At 42.0% G+C, this 19,999-nt stretch carries 16 protein-coding genes; 15 read left to right on the forward strand and 1 reads right to left on the reverse strand.

Features of this window, described 5'->3' with window-relative positions:
* Nucleotides 1-84 precede the first annotated feature (84 nt).
* From FIV04_RS26505 to FIV04_RS26545, 9 genes are all read left to right on the forward strand, one after another.
* Nucleotides 85-2,721 carry a M60 family metallopeptidase gene (locus tag FIV04_RS26505; RefSeq protein WP_152471404.1) on the forward strand — a complete coding sequence of 879 codons (2,637 nt, stop codon included), beginning with the start codon at nt 85-87 and terminating at the stop codon, nt 2,719-2,721.
* Nucleotides 2,722-3,053: 332 nt separating this feature from the next.
* Nucleotides 3,054-3,800, forward strand: a complete 747-nt coding sequence (locus FIV04_RS26510; RefSeq protein ID WP_152471405.1) for an ABC transporter substrate-binding protein — start codon at nt 3,054-3,056, stop codon at nt 3,798-3,800.
* Between the two features lie 2 nt (nt 3,801-3,802).
* Nucleotides 3,803-5,905 carry an HD domain-containing phosphohydrolase gene (locus FIV04_RS27290; protein WP_253895690.1) on the forward strand — a complete coding sequence of 701 codons (2,103 nt, stop codon included), beginning with the start codon at nt 3,803-3,805 and terminating at the stop codon, nt 5,903-5,905.
* A gap of 958 nt (nt 5,906-6,863) precedes the next feature.
* Nucleotides 6,864-7,424: a hypothetical protein gene (locus tag FIV04_RS26520; protein ID WP_152471406.1), complete on the forward strand. Its 561-nt coding sequence runs from the start codon at nt 6,864-6,866 to the stop codon at nt 7,422-7,424.
* Nucleotides 7,425-7,527: 103 nt separating this feature from the next.
* Nucleotides 7,528-9,891 (forward strand): hypothetical protein, encoded by a 2,364-nt coding sequence (locus tag FIV04_RS26525; RefSeq protein ID WP_152471407.1) that lies wholly within the window; start codon nt 7,528-7,530, stop codon nt 9,889-9,891.
* On the forward strand, nt 9,879-10,592 hold the full coding sequence (locus FIV04_RS26530) for a hypothetical protein (protein ID WP_152471408.1): 714 nt from the start codon (nt 9,879-9,881) through the stop codon (nt 10,590-10,592). Before FIV04_RS26525 ends, FIV04_RS26530 begins: the two co-directional genes overlap by 13 nt.
* Nucleotides 10,570-11,094, forward strand: a complete 525-nt coding sequence (locus FIV04_RS26535) for a hypothetical protein (RefSeq protein WP_152471409.1) — start codon at nt 10,570-10,572, stop codon at nt 11,092-11,094. Before FIV04_RS26530 ends, FIV04_RS26535 begins: the two co-directional genes overlap by 23 nt.
* Complete coding sequence (locus FIV04_RS26540; RefSeq protein WP_152471410.1) at nt 11,091-12,290, forward strand: hypothetical protein; 1,200 nt, start codon at nt 11,091-11,093, stop codon at nt 12,288-12,290. Before FIV04_RS26535 ends, FIV04_RS26540 begins: the two co-directional genes overlap by 4 nt.
* An 8-nt stretch (nt 12,291-12,298) precedes the next feature.
* On the forward strand, nt 12,299-13,228 hold the full coding sequence (locus FIV04_RS26545; RefSeq protein WP_152471411.1) for a hypothetical protein: 930 nt from the start codon (nt 12,299-12,301) through the stop codon (nt 13,226-13,228).
* A gap of 5 nt (nt 13,229-13,233) precedes the next feature.
* On the opposite strand, the gene FIV04_RS26550 is transcribed toward FIV04_RS26545, so the two are convergent.
* The gene (locus tag FIV04_RS26550; protein WP_099166198.1) at nt 13,234-13,869 is read right to left on the reverse strand and encodes a recombinase family protein; all 636 of its coding nucleotides are present in this window, start codon (nt 13,867-13,869) and stop codon (nt 13,234-13,236) included.
* Between the two features lie 142 nt (nt 13,870-14,011).
* On the opposite strand from FIV04_RS26550, the gene merR reads away from it, so the two are divergent.
* The 6 genes from merR (at nt 14,012) to FIV04_RS26580 (ending at nt 19,966) form a co-directional block, all read left to right on the forward strand.
* Nucleotides 14,012-14,404, forward strand: coding sequence for an Hg(II)-responsive transcriptional regulator (gene merR, locus FIV04_RS26555; protein ID WP_099166217.1), 393 nt, complete (start codon nt 14,012-14,014; stop codon nt 14,402-14,404).
* Between the two features lie 67 nt (nt 14,405-14,471).
* Complete coding sequence (locus tag FIV04_RS26560) at nt 14,472-14,819, forward strand: mercuric transporter MerT family protein (RefSeq protein ID WP_099166197.1); 348 nt, start codon at nt 14,472-14,474, stop codon at nt 14,817-14,819.
* Nucleotides 14,820-14,843: 24 nt separating this feature from the next.
* Nucleotides 14,844-15,119, forward strand: coding sequence for a mercury resistance system periplasmic binding protein MerP (gene merP / locus FIV04_RS26565; RefSeq protein WP_099166196.1), 276 nt, complete (start codon nt 14,844-14,846; stop codon nt 15,117-15,119).
* 6 nt (nt 15,120-15,125) lie between these two features.
* On the forward strand, nt 15,126-15,383 hold the full coding sequence (merF, locus tag FIV04_RS26570) for a mercury resistance system transport protein MerF (RefSeq protein ID WP_099166195.1): 258 nt from the start codon (nt 15,126-15,128) through the stop codon (nt 15,381-15,383).
* Nucleotides 15,376-16,872, forward strand: coding sequence for a mercury(II) reductase (merA, locus tag FIV04_RS26575; RefSeq protein ID WP_152468857.1), 1,497 nt, complete (start codon nt 15,376-15,378; stop codon nt 16,870-16,872). The genes merF and merA overlap by 8 nt, the downstream gene beginning before the upstream one ends.
* Nucleotides 16,873-16,960: 88 nt before the next feature.
* Nucleotides 16,961-19,966, forward strand: a complete 3,006-nt coding sequence (locus FIV04_RS26580; RefSeq protein ID WP_152468856.1) for a Tn3 family transposase — start codon at nt 16,961-16,963, stop codon at nt 19,964-19,966.
* The last annotated feature ends 33 nt before the right edge of the window (nt 19,967-19,999 follow it).

Below are 19,999 nucleotides of genomic sequence, written 5' to 3' on the forward strand. Positions count from 1 at the left end.
TACTTTGCTACCGAATTATTTTCTCTCGTAGAGCCCGGAATATTGGCTTTGTTTTTCTTTAATTTGGTAAAAGTTAGGAAAACAATGAGTAAAATATCTAAAACTCTTTTGGCAACGATAATTGCCATGCCATCTATATTGATGAGTGGCGGAGCCCTTGCCAACAATGATAGCGAGTTGTACGACTTGCTTTCTGCTATCAAATCAAACCCAACCAATGCAGGTAGCTCGGAAATAAATACGCTGGTTTATGCAACCGCGGGAGGGGCTAGCGATGAGTTTCTTGCGTTTTTAACTGACGAAATTCACGCACAAGACTTTCAATTTCCGCTGACTAAAAACGCAGACAACTCTTATCAATTCGCCTTGCTTGCGATCTATAACAACCTAAATCAATTGCGTGCAAATCAACGAGCGATGCCTGATATAGTTCTTGAACCGATTGATGACCACAAAGGTCAGTACGTACCGGTACCAGGGCTAATTAAGCCCGATACACCACGTATTAGCGAACCCAAGTCAATCGATCTGGACCATACCATTCGTTCGTCACAGATTCCGTCGTTTATTGATTATAAGTTACCGGGGCTTTATGCCGTCCCTGGCGAAAATATTAAGATCAAAGTCGAGGTAGTATCTGGACAATGGAATGGCAAATCATTGGCCACGATACGTGTCAATCAGCACAAAGATAATTTAACTGCACGTGATGGTCTAATGCGTTCACCTATAGTTAGTGCATCGCAAGCTCTAACACCGGGTGAGTTTACAATCAGCTCAGCATACGGTGGCCTGATTTCTTTACAGAATCATCAATATGACAATGCTGGTGATTTTAAAACGCGAATAACCATTGAGGGCGGTGTTATTGAGGCTCCGGTTTACAAATCAGAGTTTACATCCACTGAGCAGTTTGCTGATCAAATGGACAGTGGCGCTCCTTGGGGGATTTTGGAAGCTGAACATGTCTCAGCGGTCGTGCCTGCGCATGAACTGTACAGCGCAGCTGACGCATTAGAGCAAAGACAGCAAGTGTGGAGTAAAGTAATTAATCGCTCCATTGAGCACAAAGGGGTTGATGACTCCCAGCCTGAATTTGCTGCGCTAGATCCAGCATTACAAGTCATTTTTGTTACTGATATCCAGATTAAAATTGGATCGTGGCACTCGGGCTATCCCATTATGGCAGGCCCTAAACAGAAGTTAGTCGGCAAGCCTGTAGAAGATAACGCATGGCATATCAATCACGAGCTTGGCCACAACTTCCATTCTGGTTATACCGGTTGGAAAATTGAAAAAGGCAAAAGTACCGAAGTTTCAAATAACCTATATTCTACAAACCATTATGCACACGCCTATGCTGAAGGCACTGCTCATTATAGTCGTTTAGTGTTCGACAATATCGACCGCTTTTACGATGCCTATAATGTTATAAAAGCAGGAAGTAAATATGGCGATAAGGCTGCTGCCGGTGTGCGCTTAGTTCTATATCGTCAATTGCAACTCGCTGATCCTGATTTTTTCAAAAAACTGAATCAAGAAGTAATTTTACAACGCATGGGTATTCACCCGAATGAGAAAACAACCCGAAATCGCTTAACCCCACCTGACTTTATGGTGAAATATGGTTCTCCAATTTTAGGCTATAGCTTAGTTGGCTTTATGGATTATTGGGGCGTTGCTATTTCAGATGAAGTTCGAGAGCTAATCAGTAGTCAATATGACGAGCCGACTATACCTGTGCAGTACTTGTTTGAAGACATCAACTACACGCGCTATGTATTCAACCCAGATACTTATGAAAACCAAACCCATATCAATGACTTGGCGACGACCTTCCCTGCAGACGTTGGTTGGACAACTTACCGTCACGACATGGCTGACAATTACGATGTCTCTGATTTATTAACCGTTACTATCGATGGCGAGCCAATGCCGGTATGTCGTTTTAACGACGTTGACCAAGAGACCTCTTCTGTTACCAGCGTATTTGGTGTTGTTGAAGATGATCACTGTCAAATTGGCGAATACAACTCTCTTCATGGCCAACAGAATGCGAAATCCATTAATTTTCAGGTTATTGATTTAACCAAAAATGAAATCAATGGTGATGTTTTGGTAACTCTGCCAAGCTTGGGTGAGACGGGTCAATTGTGTTTTCGTCATCAAAGTCCGTGGACGGGTGTCGGTTATAGCCTAAATGGTCGTCGCTGCTCGGGGAATATGACGGCATCGAATGGTAAACCTTGGTCTTTCTCAAGTCGAAACCAGATGCTATCTGTTAAGAAACCCATTCCTTACACCTTCCCTGAAGATGAAGCTTGGACGGCTCATCGTAATGCTGTAGCACCGCTTGCTGTGAATATTGGCGGTGAAGAACGAACAGTTTGTCGCTCGCATTACAAAGGTTACGACATTTTTGGTTTTGCTGACGATGGTCATTGTGCTATCGGTGTAAACAATAGCGTTGAAGGCATAGTTGACTACAAAAGCTCAGATTATCAAGTTGTTGACTCGAGCTTAATTCCACCAAGTAAACAAATTACCACTTTGCTACAAGATGGCTCTGTGGTTGATTTGTGCTATCGAAAAGACGGCCGCTTCATTGGTGTAGGCTATAGCTATAACAAGCGTCGTTGCCAATCAGATGCAGCCTCAATGAAAGCATTCAATGGTTCTGACTGGACGTTTAGTTCAGGTAGCAAGTTTATTGTTAACTAAATAAATACAGTCAAACATGTGATTGCATAGACGAGATAAACAAAGCCGAGTTGTGATTAACTCGGTTTTGTTACTGTTTATCAATCTATGAAGTTGATGCTTGTTTTTACCGTTGCCTCCATACCGTTTTGTTGCGTAATTCAGCGGGGCTAAATCCAGAATCAATCACACTTATCCTCTTTATGTGATGGCTGCCTACTAATGATATTTTTAATATTAACTTCGTAAAAATAAGGGATGCCATCCTTTACGATCTTTCGTACTATAAGAAAACGTTACTGCTTATACAAAACGTGAACACAACACAACCCTTCAAAGTTACAGAGCGCACAATGAAAAATCTTATAATAGCGACACAACTGTCTGTCTTAATGTCTGCACCATCTTTCGCTATGGACGCATCAACAAACCTAACAGTTGGCCTTATAGAGCAAGATAGACAGCCGTATTGGCTGCTGCCCAAAAAGGGTGAGCAACCGACTGGCGCCTATATCGACATTCTTAATGAGGTATCCAAGATAACTGGCATCTCTTTTTCCTATAAATTTGCACCGCAAGCCAGGTTAAGAAGATACATGCTGAATCAAGTTATCGATATCGAACCAGGGATAGACGATACGTGGAGAACCGAACCGGGTGAAGCGGAATCCAGTGTCTATTCCATCCCTTTTTACGCGTCAAAAGAAGTCGTCGCGTACCTGCCAAGCAGATTGCGCTCTCCCGAATTGGAATTGAGCTTAAACGACTTTGAGCATGATCGGCCCTGCTCTGTTTTGGGTTTTGACACCATTGAACACAAAGGTTACGAGTCAACCGATTACTTCAAAGCAATCACCGAACAGCAAATGATAATGCAGTTGAAACTGGGCAGATGTGACTTTGCGATATTTCCAATCGATGTCATACAAAAAGAGTTGGATTATGGATACTTGATTAGCTCTAAGCCAATAAGCACATATCAACTCAAGCTGAGGTTGTCGAAAAAAAAACAACATTTGCTTGGCGACATTAACTCCGCTATCCAAACGATTAAGGATAGAGGGGACATACAGAGAATCATGGACTCATATAAGGATTGACTATGGGCACAGGAAGAAAAATTTTATTGTTAAGCTTGCTCGTGCCGATTGTCGCATTTGCTTTAATTTCTAGCTCTTATAACCCAAGTAGTCAAAGAATAGACCCTAGATTTGTCTCGGAAAAATTAGCAACCATAAGCGCCTCATTTTTGTACACTCTCAACAAGCCTCAGCTTGCTGAAATACTCAAAGCAGACGTATTAAAAACGAAAGAGATAAGAGGTGTTAGAGTCATAGACTTCGATACCGATGAAGATTTTTTCTCATACTATTCTCACAACGATAAACCCTTTTACGATTCGTCAATTCCACAAGTAATCACTGTTCTTCCGCATGCCTCATCTAATGTAGTTTTCAACGGTATCTTGATAGGAAAGGTAGAAGTGTATGTTGATAATTCTTATGGAATTGAACTGCAGAACACAATTGAGGAAGACTTTGAATACAAGATAAGATTCTTGCTGGTTCTGTTTGGTTCTTTATTCGTGATAATGATAGCGATCATCATCACCCTATTTAAAAAAAGTCGGTCCGATGACAACCCACTTAGATTTGGCAAGAAGAGTTTTTCTTATGCTGTCATGTCAGCAATGATTACGTTTTCAGCAGTTAGTATTATTGGTGGTTGGACGGTACTGGACCAAAACAAGATCAATGTAGAAAGACATCTTAACGAAATGATGGATGGCTTTCTAAGCTCAGCTTTTCTCGATTTAAGATTCAAAGCCAATGAGTCTTTAATGCAATTCGATGACGTAGTTAGAACACCATCATTCTCCAACAAACTGTATGGCTATGTTGAGGCAAGAAAACCTGCAGTACGAACTGAGCGAAGAAAAGAGATAGAGCGTTTAGTCGGCCAAGACAATAAGGTAAGAATGATCTTTGATAGAACCGGTGTCGCGATGTTCGACAGCAATATATCAGCAAAAGATGTTGTCATCGATCGTTCTGCCAATGGCGCTTTCATGGATGCGTTGGGTAAAGAGCGCACGAGTATTACTGCTTTGTTCTATGAAGATAGCACTGTCTTCTTCAATGTTTCGCCTATTTTCGATGAGCACAATAACGTCATCGCCGTCTATTACGTCGAAGTGACTTCTGAATTGGGAAATGTATTTATATCAAGAGAGCATAGTTTCGGTAAGACCGGCGAGGTTCTTCTCTTTTCAAGTGAAGGCGAAATCTTGTCTGAGACGCGATTCGAAGCGTCAGATGAACAGCTGCTGTCTTTTGGAAAACAAGTAATCCATTCGAATTCGTTTCACGAAGGGCAACTAAACAAGATTACTGGTTACGATGGAAATGAAGCCCTATTGATGTCGAGATGGTATGAAGAGGCAAATATCGGCATAGCAGCGAGCGTGGACCTGAGCGAAGCGTATTACGACGTCAATAGTCTTAGATTTAGCGTATCGGCAGTAATGCTTGCGATGTTATCGTTTAATATCCCTTTCACCCTCTTAACGTTGCATGTTGGAAGAAAATCCAATGAAAAAGTGAGAGCCTCAAGATATGAGATAATCAGCAGATTGGGTCATGCGGCTGAATTCAAAGACAATGAGACAGCAAATCATATCCAAAGAATAAGTTTGTATAGCCGTGTAATTGGCCAAAAGTTACCAGTATCAAAAGCGTGGATTGAGATTCTTTGTGATGCGGCCCCGATGCACGATATAGGTAAGATTGGTATCCCAGATCACATTCTTGGTAAGCCAGGAAAGCTGGATGACAGTGAATGGAAAGTCATGAGAAGCCACCCCAAGTTTGGCGCTGAAATTATTGGGGTCCACCCTGACTCTGAGCTTCTAACGATGGCCAGAGAAGTTGCTCTGTCTCACCACGAAAAATGGGATGGAACTGGATACCCATATGGGCTTAAGGGAGAAAAAATACCGCTCTCTGCAAGAATAGTTGCGATTGCTGATGTGTTCGATGCGCTGACTCAAGAGAGAGTCTATAAAAGAGCATGGCCGGAAGAGGAGGCTTTTGACTTTATAAGAGACAACTCCGGAAAGCACTTTGATCCGGCAGTGGTTAACGCATTTTTTAGTGCTATCTCCGAAGTTAAAAAGATAAGAAGGTATCACTCAGACCCTATTTAAAATAAGGCAAGGCTCAAATTGTCGTTCGTATAACATATGATAGAAAAGTAAAAACTCCCCTCGCCTCAACCTGCGGAACACAAAGCATCTCGAGCTCTACAGAGCGTCCACGAGATGCTTTTTTGTTTTAGATGTTACAACGCTAACTTATATCTTCTAAAGCCCCCTAAATGTGACCCCGTGCGTTGTAATAGTAATTCCAATAATTAAAAGGGACTTTTATTTTATAATTCATTGCATTTGCTCTCACTTGTGGTCGGATAATAAGCGGCTAAATACTATTCGCTGATATAAAAACATATATCTAGATCATATGAGGCGGCATATGGAAATGTTAATTAGGCTTTTAGCCAATCCCCTATCTTGGGTCTTAGTTATGGTTCTCATATCAGGAGTTTTGTGCTTAAAAATAGATGATAATGAGGATGCCTCTAAAAGATAGTATTGTGATGAACCGAAGCGCCCAAAATAGGGGCGTTTTTTTATTTTTAAGTATAAAAAACAACCATGACAATGGTCATTTTAATGATCGGATGTTATGACCATTCCAATAAAAAAATAAATAACTGCACAATATCACATTTTATGCACTAGTAAGGATTTGTTACTGACAGACCGTACTAGCACGCTAGTTTAGTCTTTGCTTATAAATAACAACATCGCACCACGTCTCATTTACTATGAATACAAATATTAATAGCCATCAATACACTGTATTAGTTCACAAAAGATAGACAAATATAGATCTATATTAATAATTCTAAAAAATGAGAAGATGTGACAAACAGTTAAAAAACTTGTAACAACTGCCTTTTTTTTGGACGTTTTTGGGTGTTTTTTGCTTATTCATTAGCTTGAACCAAAGATTTTTTATTAATAGCATTCAAACAGCTCAGAAACATTGAGATAGAAATTTATCTGAGCCCTAGAAGATATTTTCAATAAGGAAGAATGCATTATGAAAAAAACACTATTAGCACTATTAACAACATCAATCGTTTCGAGCGCAGCACTAGCAGCACCTTCTAGTGAATCTTTTTCTGTAACATGGACTGGTAACATTCCAGTGACGGCACCAACTGCGTCGACTACTTGGACTCTTAAAGATGGTAGCAGCGCTGTTGGTTCTCTAACTAAGGCACTTAGTGTAACTAAGGACACGTCAGTTGCTGACCAGCTTAACCTGTCATCGCCTGCGTTTACTCTTACGGCTGCAAGTGACAACGGCACTGACAATCTTGACTCACTAGAAGTATACATGTCAGACGTTTCAGTTAGTGGTCTAACTCCATCCGTTGGTGCAGACCCAGTGTCTCTTACCTTTAAAGTTGGTGAGCAAAACATCACTGAGACAGAGGAAGGTAACTCTTACGTCAAGACTATTAAAGCTTCAGGTGCTACTACAACAGAAAGCATCAATGTTTCTCTTTCGGGCACAGTAGAAGCGGATGAGTGGGACAAAGACAACGATACAAACATCTCTATCTCTGCCTCTTTCGTAATCACAGCCGGCATTTAATTTTTAAGTCTAAATTGAAAATTAAATTTGTCAGTTAATGCTATAAAAATAGGCTCTTTATGGGCCTATTTGTTTATTTTTATATACTACTAGGGGGGTAGATATGAAGATCAACGCTTTGTATGCAATGATTGCGTTAGCGTTATACTCTCAAGGTGCAGTTGCAGAACAAATACCAGAAGGTTTTGAGTCATTTTTTGAACCAAACAGAGGTAAAATTACGGTAGAGTTTGAGGGTTCTAGTATTCAAGTTGATGCTATATACCACAAAGGCTACCTGAAAATTGAAGAAAAAGACGATCTGGAAAATTCAACTTTACTTTTTTCTGATTCAATTAGTGAAGACGGTCTAGGAAATGTTATTCAATCGCTTGAGAAAGGTATTATCGTTAGAGACGAGTGCCAATATCTAGATCGAGTTTGTATCGTTGGCGATAACGAAATTGTCGCTCAAATTGATACTATGCAAAAAACTGCCACCATTTATCTTGGTGAGAATTTTTATGGTGGAGACCTAGTAAGAGATAATATAAGAGTATCAAGCACTGATGCGTCTTTAATTACAAACTACAATTTCTACTATAATAGAGATGATGTAAAAGATCAGGAAAGTAGCGACTTTTATTCAGCAGATATTGACACTGCTCTATCTATTGGCAACACCGCATTGGTTTCAAGCCTTTACCTTAATGAATCGGATACCGAATTAGAAGACGCATATCTTCTAAGAGATTTTGATACACATTCTGCAATTGCAGGATACATATCAACCAAAGATCTTGTTCCTAGTCTTTCAAAATACTCATCTATTGGGCATGGTTCCGACTCATACTACGGCGTATCTTTTTTTAAAAACCAAAGCCTTTCTAAAAACAAATCGAAATTCGGAACAATTGACGTTTTCTCACCAGTAAACTCATCGCTTCTTGTTGTCACGGTGGAAGACAAAGTCGTATACCAAACAGAACTGGATTCAGGAACTAATGAGATTAGTCTTGAAAAACTACCAACTGGTAGATACGAAGCAACATTTGAAGTCAAAGTAGGACAAAGAGTTTACGAAAAAAACGTAAGAACGGTAATCAATAACTCAAAATATAATATTAAAACTGGAGACCACTATTATTCAGTTTTCTCCTATGGGTTTGAAAAAGAGGATCTTGAGAACGACTCAGATCGCGGTGATTCGAAAAACACCGTCGGAGATGAAATCGTTTATGGTGTTGACACCATATATCGTCCATATGAGTCGATGGCTATTAGTACATTGGCAGCCACTGACTTTGAAAATGTTCTTTACTTAAATGGCATCGACTATTACTACAACGAAGATGTGTCCGGTGGCATTGATTATTCGCTCGTTAACAATGAGCTTTCGGCCTACTCTGCCGATGTATCATTAATGAATTGGCTAAGGTTGAGCTATACAGACACCGTTCTTGAGAGAAAAGACGGGTTTTTATCAGATTACTCTAAACAAAAGGGGCAGAGCGTGACCGCCTCAGCTTCATTCAGATTCAAGGAGGCAGGCGGGTCGATATCGTACACTCGCTCCATAAATGATAGCGATGAAACTCGTTTGTTGAACGCTAACATCTCAAATAGATTTGACCATTTCAATCTTACCGTTGGTGGCAGATATAGCGAGTTTGATTACTCTAGTGGAAGAAGTTACAACGATTATAGTGTCTACACTTCGGTAAACATACCTTTTGGCGATTACGGTTCATCCACTCTTTATTACTCAAGGTCCAAAAACTATGAAGATTTCAGTGCAGAGCATAACTCTTCATTTAAGCCGGCCCAAAATATGTCCGTAAATGCTTCCGCTGGTTATAGGGGAAGCCAGTCATCGAATGACGGCGCATTTTTTAGAATGTCTACATCATCATCGAATGATTACTCTAACGGTACTTTATCGGTGTATCACGACAGCGAAAGAACAAGTAGTAACTTGAACATGTCAGGCTCTTTATACGCCACAAAAAACAATGTTGGTATGACGAGTCGAAACTCTCGTACGCTTTTAATTGCCACTGAAGAAGAGAAAAATCAAATTGTCGTTTCTGCTTTCCAAGAAGGTTCGATGACTTCTCAAAGAGAAATTAAAGGAACATTAGTCCATCCAATAGATGAATACACGGAATACCAATTTAAACTTTCGTCGGGAACTGACAAGGTGATGCTCAACTCCCCGACGTCGTTCTTATTCACCTCTGGCAAGTACGGGATTTTTGAAATAGAGCCAGATGCTTATACGGTTAGCATGTTTTATGGAAACTCGAACGACAAAGCGATTGAGTGCGATGGCTGCTCTGAATTTCAGGTAGATGAATTTGGATACTTCTTTGGTAAAGCCAGAGTAGGAAAAGAATTTGACCTTAAAGCAGACAAAACCTGCTCAACAGAAAAGCTTGAATACAGTGAATTCATTAAGAATATTGGAGAAGTGATATGTCAAAAATAATCAAAGCCGCATGCCTTACTGTGCTTTCTCAAATCGCATTTTCTGCATTTGCTGTTCAGGTCAACACTACTGAACTGTTTGTTTCTTGCGACGAGCCTAATACTTATACAAAAATTTTAAACGAAACCAATGACCGAGTTTTCCTAACTATCGAGTCGGGAGAATACCTGTATGACGATTCAAGAAAACTAACAGGCAAGAAAAGCAGCTACAAAGATGGAAAATTTAAGAATGTTGGCATGATTGTGAGCCCATCTAAGGGGATTCTGGGGCCTAAAGAAGAAAGACGTGTAAATTTTAATTTGTTTGAGAACTCGTGCAGTGCGAAAACCGACAAGTTGTATAGCGTCTCATACGTACCATCTGGCGTCCCTGGCGAACCAAACACGATGAAACTGATGGTCGGAATTGGGGGTATCGTTACCGTCATGCCAAAAGACCCTAAATTGTCGTTCGAATTCACTTCACTAAAAGACGAAGTAGAAATAGAAAATACCGGCAACAGCGTTATAAAAGGCGAAATTCATAAATGCGATTCAAGTGATAAAAAATGTGTTTCCTCTTTTAGAGTTCATCACACCAGAACCTTTAGCGTGCCTAAAAACATACTTGAAAGCGCAACTAAGCTCATTTTAACGGCGCCTAGCAACCCAGATTGGAAAGTGGAGATGTCTGACGATGAAATTAAGAAACTTATTTAGTCTAATACCACTTACAGCGGCGTTGTCTGTCTCAGCGGCAGGGCCAGTGTCTACAAACGTTACTGTAAAAAATGTCATTCCTGCGAGCGAAACAAATTGGTCGATGAATGTTGTTATAGATCAGTATGCGGCGATGAGATACAACAGCAAAACAAAAAAGTTTTCGCCAAATCTGTACAGCTACGATATAGAAAGCACTTTTGAATCGGCAGTAATTACATATGGACTGGACATAACACTCGTTGACGAGGGGTTTTCGTGCATAGATGGTCCGGAGTCCTCTGACATCATTGATTTCGTCGTAGAAACTGATTATGAGATTGTGCTCAATGGGCAGCAAATGGGCCTAAACGACACTGTGTCTTTGACAAATCTGAGCACAAGTGGGCTAACAGGAAAAACAAGCGGCAAGATCAGCGTTGCTGCAACTAAAGACCTTTCAGGGTTAAGCGGAGCATACTGTCGTGGTCATGCATCATTTCTTGTAGAGGCCTCAATATGAAGAAAGCACTCTTTTTGCTACTTGCAATAACATCATACGGGGCATTAGCAGATGTTACTGACAACTTGCCTAATTTTTTATTTGTTTACACACCATCAACTGGGACATTAAAAACCCAAGATGGTACAGAGGTAAACCCTTCTTATGTGTTCACACACACTACTGGTTCACATAGATTTAACCCAGGAAACCCCTTTAGCTCATATTGGTGGGGAATAGGTCATATTTTTGATAATCCGGTGGCTGGTATTCGTATGACCAAGCCGGGCTCGGGTGACAGTTTCTTCTTGAAAGCAAAAATTCGTACTGCAAAGAACATCATTGCTCATAAGCCCTACTATAGTTCCTGGAGTGGGTTCGCTAATCCTAAAAACTTGGATGGGCATCATGTTAATACCGGTAATTGCGTAGGCGCGATACAACAGTCTTCAAGCAACGGTACATTCGGTACCGAGACCACATATAACTATTCTGGATGGGATGAAACTGCCCCAGCGTGTACTGGCCAAGCCAGGATGACGAGGGCGAGCTCCTATACAACCTTAACCAATAGCAATAAATACACCAATACAGTTTCTAATGAATTTTCACACGTAATAATGGTTGAAACGCCCGATGGTACACCAGAAGCTGGCACCTATACGGGACAAGGACAAATTAATTGGAGAACAAGGATTCGAAATAGCCCGGCCGAACCTGTTCATCGCGTGAATACCGTTAACTTCAACTATACCGTTATCGTTGAACCTGAGTATCACAGAGTAGAGGCTCCTTCTGAAGTTAGATTTTCAGAATCTTTAGATCCAAACCACAGAAAAACAAGCTTCTATGCCGATATTTATGGCATTTTTTCACCTCAGATGATGGTTACAGCGACGAGCACTAACGGTGCCGGTTCTGAATTTAAGATGAACTGCAACGAATGTCTAGGTAGCTACCCTGGGATTGCCGACATTCAAGACATTGTTTATGAAGTTGAGGCTAGCATTGTCGGTGCTAATGGGACGCATTCTTTGCAAAGCGGTGTTACGACCACGATTGATCTTGCTAGAGACGCTAATGGCTTCTTTGGTGGCGATGGCATCGCGAAAGTGAGGTTTGAACTTGAGTATGACAGAAGTGATTCAACAACGACTGTTGCTACTGATTTGAGCTACGAGGATACGTTAACTCTGATGTTTGAACCGGTAATTTAGGAAATCGTATGAAAAAGCTGATACTTTTGTCGTTGATGACAATTTCAATGGGCGTTAATGCCGATGTTGTCGATAACGCTCCTAACAATGTTTTTATTTATAACCCATCTCTGAACCAGCTTAAAAAGCAAGATGGCTCTGTGATTTCTTCGAGCGATTCTCAAAGTATGGTCACGTCGCCACATCAATTTAAGCCTTCATCTAATCTATACTGGGGAGTTGCCCATACTCTGAATAAACCTATAACTGCGGTTCGAATGTCAAAATCTAATTCTAATGATTCGTTCGTTATGAAGGTTAAAATCGACAAGGTGTCTAATAGAATTAATTATGGAAAATATTACAATAGTGGCAGCTCTTTCCACACCACATTACAAGTCATATCGAGTCATAATTCAAACACAGGACATTGCCGCTATCACGGTACTTATTTCTCATCGGCTGGCAGAACGGGCGGTGAGCAAACACACTACATAGACCCTGGTTGGGATGAGAACGCTCCGTCATGCAGAGGTAGAGGGAGAGGACGAAAGTATTCAGGTAATTTATTCGACTCGAGTTCAACCACAAATACCGTAGACAACAAGCTTCACTACTACATTAATCTTGAAACACCCAACGGTACGCCAGAGCCTGGCACTTATACGGGGACTAATTCATTAAATTGGAGCGCATTCTATCACAGATCTTCGGGCGTTCCTGCACGTCAATATAATACCGTTAATTTTAATTATGTCGTGATAGTTGAGCCGGAGTATCACAGAGTAGAAGCACCTTCTGAAGTTAAGTTTTCAGAATCTTTAGATCCAAACCATAGAAAAACGAGCTTCTATGCCGATGTTTATGGCATTTTTTCGGAGCAAATGAAAGTTACCGCTACGAGCGCGAACAGCTCAGGTACCGGGTATGAAGCCCAATGGAACGAAAACGTACGCTAAGCTTCTTATTCCGCAGAACGCTCACTTGCCAACTTCTTAGCAACGCGAATGACTGTACGATCTGAAACATTGGTGAGTTTCGCGGTATCACTGATACTCAGCTTATTGATAACTCGTAGCTGATAGATTTTTTCGTGCAGCTCCGAATCGGCTTGCCGTCCTCGATATTTCCCTTCCTGTTTGGCTTTCTTTATTCCTTCAGCCTGACGGCGGCGGCGATCTTGGTAATCTTTTCTTGCGATAGCAGCTAGCATATCCATCATCATGCTATTTATTGCTTTGATCATCGATCCGGTAAATTCATCGGTAATTTGGGGAGAGAACGCGATATGACTGGTTGGCAGATCCAAGCTAATCACTTTGAGTTCTTTCTCGTGCAGCATTTCTTTTAATGTGAACCAGCTTTTCTCATCCAGACGAGAAAGCCTGTCTATCTGTTCAATGATGATTGCATCGCCTTTCGCTGCATCATCAAGTAAACGAAGAAGCTCGGGTCTTTGTAACGAAGCACCTGATTCATTTTCAATGTACCATCCAGCTATACGAAATCCTTTATCCTGCACAAATTTCTGTAAGGTGCTCTGTGCGCGTTTTGCATTTTGGTCGCTTGTTGATGCTCTAAGATAGCCAAAGATGTACATAATCTGCCCTAAGTGACATTTAAGTTATGATCTTATTTGGTGTGTCATATAGGTTATGACAAATATATAAAAACTGCCACCTTTTATCTGTGATCGTAGGGTATACTCAAAGGGCGTATAAATGAAGTTCGCCGGAGCTAGTATGAAGATTAGTGACTTAGCCACAAGTGCAAATGTCAATGTTGAAACCATTCGCTATTACGAGCGTCGGGGGTTGATCACACAGCCGTTAAAACCTGAACAAGGATATCGGGACTATCCTGAGACAACCTTAGAACGAGTTCTGTTCATCAAACGTGCACAAGAGCTGGGTTTCACACTGGAGGAAATTGCCAACCTGCTTAAGTTAGGAGATGACAATTGTATATCGGTACAAGAAATAGCTGAAAATAAACTGGTCAGTGTCAGGGGAAAGATAGCGGATCTATGCCGTCTTGAAAGCGTACTTGATAACCTAGTAACACAATGTAAGTGCAATCCCTCTGAATCATCTTGCCCCATTGTCGAAACACTTCTACCAAAAGATAAAAAATAAATTTGACTCCGTATGTAGGTACGGAGATTAGACTTACTTCATAGATAGAGAAAATATGGAGTAAGTCATGGAAAATAAGGCGAGTAACCTTCCCCTCATCGGGGGCGTGGTAGCCTCTATCGGCGCAGGTTTATGCTGCGCAGGCCCCTTGGTATTACTATTGCTCGGTATCAGTGGCTCCTGGGTCGGAAACCTAACTTTATTTGAACCTTATCGCCCCTTCTTTATTCTGGCTGTCGTTAGCTTATTTGGCTGGGCAGGCTGGAAGCTCTATCGTCCTCAATCAGAATGCCAGCCAGGGGAAGCTTGTGCTGTCCCCCAGGTGCAAAAGCGCCGAAAAGTAATGTTTTGGCTGGCAGCACTAGTGGCGCTGATTTTAGTGACCAGTAATTACTGGGTCTTATGGATAGTTTAAATAGAAAAGGAAAAGGTGATTAAAATGAAAAAGCTGTTACTTACGACAGGACTGCTCCTGACTACTTTCGGTGTCATTGCCAAACCACAGACTATCACCCTGGAAGTGCCAACCATGAATTGCCCTGTTTGCCCCATCACAGTGACTAAGTCACTGGAGAAGGTGAATGGCGTCATCGATGTTGAGGTGAAGTTCGAGGAACGACTGGCAAAAGTCACCTTTGACGATGAGATGACCAATACAAAAGCCTTAATCGACGCCACTACTAATGCAGGTTATCCCTCGCTAGTGAAAGAGTAGATTGCCATGAATAGACAGCGCAAGTCATTGAGGTTGAGTATAGCAGGAACGGTTATTGCCGCATTGTGCTGTTTTACCCCTGTACTGGTCATATTGCTGGGAGCGATTGGTTTATCTGGGTTACTGGGTTATCTGGATTATGCGTTGCTTCCTGCGTTGGCATTCTTTGTTGGCCTGACCGCTTACGCCTTATACCGAAATAAAGGGGAACAACAGAAGTCCGATTGTTGCCCTCCTAACCAACAGGATAGAATAAATGAATAATGAGCAATCTGCCTTTGACGCTGAAGAAGTGACAGTAAATCAAGCCAAATCATCCTGTTGCAGTGGTGGTGAAGCTAAGTGTAGTGGAAGTGATCAACTTCACGTTGCCATTATTGGTAGTGGCTCGGCCGCTTTTGCCTGCGCAATTAAAGCTGCTGAAGGCGGTGCTAGGGTGACGATTATAGAGGCCAATGAGGTTATTGGCGGCTGCTGCGTGAACGTAGGGTGTGTGCCATCAAAAATACTGATTCGAGCGGCACAATTAGCCCAACAACAACGCAGCAACCCTTTTGCTGGGTTGGAAGATCATGCTCCATTACTTAGTCGTTCCTTGTTGGCAAAACAACAAACGTCTCGTGTTAATGAGTTAAGGGCTGCTAAATACCAGAATATTTTGGATAACAACCCCGCACTGAGCCTCATAAAGGGGTATGCAAGCTTTAAAGATGCACGGACATTGGTGGTAAGCAAACCTGATGGTCAAGAGGTGGAAGTGATTGCTGACCGATTCCTTATAGCAACAGGCTCTACACCTACTATTCCTCCAATCGACGGGTTGGCAGATACACCTTTCTGGACATCAAACGAAGCTCTGTTCGCAGAGCAAACACCTGAGCATTTAATTGTCATCGGCTCATCAGTAGTGGCACTAGAAGTTGCCCAAGCATACCGACGGTTGGGTGCTGAAGTGACTCTATTGGCAAGACATACCCTGCTATACAAAGAAGATCCCTTATTGGGTGAACAGTTAGCTAAGTCATTTGAAAAAGAAGGTATCCGTGTGCTGACTCATACCCAGGCTAGTGAGATACGTTTCGATGGAAAACAGTTCAAGCTGAAAACCAACAATGGTCAATTAAGCAGTGATAAATTACTGGTGAGCACTGGACGTCACGCTAATACTGCCAAACTCAACCTTGATTTAGCAGGTGTTGAAACAGATAAGAATGGCTGCATTAAAGTGAATTCGCGAATGGAAACTTCTGTCTCCCACATTTATGCAGCGGGTGATTGCAGTAACATGCCGCAATTTGTTTATGTAGCCGCCGCGGCTGGCAGCCGTGCAGGCATTAATATGACAGGCGGTAATGTTAACCTGGATTTATCCGCCATGCCGTCAGTGATATTTACCGATCCGCAAGTGGCAATCGTAGGACTGACTGAGGCACAAGCCACAGCTCAAGGGATCATTACCGATTTTCGAGTTTTGGAGATGGAAAACGTTCCAAGGGCATTGGCAAATTTTGAAACGGACGGTTTTATCAAGCTAGTCATCGATGCCGATACAGAGCGACTCATTGGTGCACAGCTTCTCGCCCACGAAGGAGGAGAGATCATCCAGAGCGCCGCGTTAGCCATTCGCAATCAAATGACGGTTAAAGACTTGGCTGAACAGTTGTTCCCTTATCTCACTATGGTTGAAGGGTTAAAATTATGTGCTCAGACCTTTAGCAAGGATGTGAAATCACTCTCTTGTTGTGCAGGCTAAGACACGGTTATTATTTATACGGAAATTTTAGTGATTTGGCTGACGAAGGTTTGTACTTTTCGTTTGGCCTATACAGATAAGGATTGAAATGCCCGTAGATTTCTTAACCAATGAACAAAAAAGTAGTTACGGGCAGTTTCAAGGTGAACCGAATGATGTCCAACTCGCTAGATATTTCCACTTAGATGAAGCAGATTTAGTATTTATCAGAATGCGGCGTGGTGAACATAATCGCTTTGGGGTTGCCCTACAATTAGGTTGTGCACGTTTTCTTGGCACTTTTTTGACCGACTTAACGCAAGTACCGAAAAATACGCAACGGTTTGTAGCAAGACAACTTGGTATCACGAATATTGCGATCCTCAATGATTATGCTCATCGGGAAACGACCCGAAGGGAGCATGCTAGCCTTATTCGCACCCAATATCACTATCGCGAGTTTTCTTGGCCTTGGTCATTTAGGCTTATCCGTCTTTTGTACACGCGGAGCTGGATAAGTAATGAACGTCCTAGTTTGCTTTTTGACCTGGCAACGGGATGGTTAATCCAACACAAAATTCTTTTACCTGGAGCGTCTACCTTAACTCGGCTAATCTCCCAAATAAGAGAGCGTTCCGAAAACCGTCTATGGGAGCGCTTAGCAGCATTACCTGACTGTGAGCAAGGTGAGCAGTTAGACTGCTTACTCCAGCTCTCAGATACATCAAGAACGACACATTTTGACCGATATCGAAAAGGGCCAGTCAACATAAGTAGTCCTGCGTTTAACGAGTCGGTAGGTCGTTATAAAGCGCTTAAATCCTTTGGGATACAGTCCCTCGATTTCACAGGGATCCCTCCGATTCGATTTAAGCATATTGCCCGTTACGCTGGGATGATTTCGGCTTATAAAATCGCGCGTATGCCAACCAATAAGCGGAAAGCTATCTTAGTGGCGTTCGTCAAAGCGTATGAAATCATTGCACTCGATGAAGCGCTAGACGTATTGGATATGCTCATCACTCAAATCGCAGGTGAGGCAAAAAAGTTAGGTCAGAAAAAGCGATTACGAACGCTTAAAGACCTGGACAAATCCGCACTTACACTGGCCAATGTTTGTGTCCTGTTACTCAATGATACCGTGGAAGATGAGGATCTACGATCTGCTATTTTCCAGAAACTTTCCCGTGAAAGCTTAGAAAAGTCCATCACCACCATCAAAGAGTTGGCTCGCCCCTACGATGATAACTTTCACGAAGAAATGGTTGAACAGTATGGTCGTGTAAGACGATTTTTACCTTCGTTATTCAAAGATATCGACTTTGAAGCTGCACCTGCTGGCGTTATGACATTAGAGGCTCATGATTATTTGAGTCAATTACTCGACTCTCGTAAACAAATTCTCGACGGTGCACCCATGGATATTGTGTCTAATCCTTGGAAGCGCCTTGTAATGGACAAAGAGGGGCGAGTTAATAAACGTGGTTATACCCTATGCTTTTTAGATAAGTTACAAGATAGCTTGCGTCGTCGTGACATTTTTGTAGCAAATAGCGATCGCTGGGGAGATCCAAGAGCTAAGCTACTGCAAGGTCACGAGTGGCAAATAAATCGCATTCAGGTGTGCCGCTCATTAGGGCATCCCATTAATCCCAAAGAAGCTATTACCGCTTTAACTCAACAACTTGATGCAACCTATCGACAAGTCTCGGAACACTTTGATGACAACCAAGCTGTAAAAATCGATGATTCGGGTAAACGCCCAACGTTAACTATTACACACATAGACAAGCTGGATAACCCACCGAGTTTACAGCATCTTTCGAAGCAAATTGAAGCATTGCTTCCCCGTGTTGATTTGACGGAGCTATTACTTGAGATTAATGCTCACACAGGGTTTGCCGATGAGTTCACACATATAAGTGAATCCAACGCTCGAGCCAACGACATTACAGTCAGCATTTGCGCAGTGCTACTGGCCGAAGCGTGTAATATCGGTTTGGAACCGCTAATAAAATCTCACGTTCCCGCTTTGACAAGACATAGACTCAGTTGGGTTAAACAAAATTATCTTCGAGCTGAAACTCTCGTTAAAGCTAACGCTAAGTTGGTTGACTATCAATCGTCACTCTCACTCGCCCATCAATGGGGAGGCGGAGAAGTGGCTTCAGCAGATGGAATGAGGTTTGTCACTCCAACCCGCACAATCAATTCCGGTGCGAACAGAAAATACTTCGGCTCTAGTCGCGGAATAACTTGGTATAACTTTGTCTCGGATCAGTTTTCAGGCTTTCACGGAATAGTCATTCCCGGGACCTTACGTGATTCCATTTTTGTTCTTGAAGGTCTATTGGAACAACAGACGGGTCTCAATCCAGTAGAAATTATGACAGATACCGCAGGATCAAGCGATCTGGTGTTTGGGCTTTTTTGGTTGTTGGGGTATCAGTTTTCACCAAGATTAGCTGATGCAGGAGAATCCGTATTCTGGCGAGTGGACAAAGAAGCAAATTATGGCGCTCTTGAAGAGCTTGCCAGAAGCTGTGTTAATACCCACAAAATAGAACAACACTGGGACGATATGATGCGTATAGCTGGCTCTCTTAAACTGGGGACAGTACAAGCATCAGAGCTTATTCGTTCTCTGCTCAAAAGTGACCGTCCATCTAGCTTAGCTCAAGCCATCATAGAGGCTGGTCGCATCAACAAAACGTTATATCTGCTCAATTACATTGATGACGAAGATTATCGCAGACGGATACTGACACAGCTTAATCGCGGCGAAAGTCGCCATGCCGTTGCGAGAGCAATTTGTCACGGTCAAAGAGGTGAGATACGGAAACGTTACCGTGAAGGGCAAGAAGATCAATTAGGATCACTAGGACTGGTAACCAATGCCGTCGTGTTATGGAATACAATTTACATGCAAGCAGCTATAACCCATTTAGAAATTCAGGGAGCAGATCTGAAAGATGAAGATATGGCGCGTCTATCTCCCCTCAGCTATAAACACGTGAACATGTTAGGTCATTACTCATTTACGTTGGCCGAACAAGTGATAAACGGGGAACTTAGGCCATTAAAACAGCCAACTGACCAAGAGGATTTTGCTTAGCGTACGTTTTCGTACCGTTGGGCTTCATACCCC

This window comes from Vibrio sp. THAF190c (assembly GCF_009363355.1).
In the GTDB taxonomy this organism is placed as follows: domain Bacteria; phylum Pseudomonadota; class Gammaproteobacteria; order Enterobacterales; family Vibrionaceae; genus Vibrio; species Vibrio fortis_A.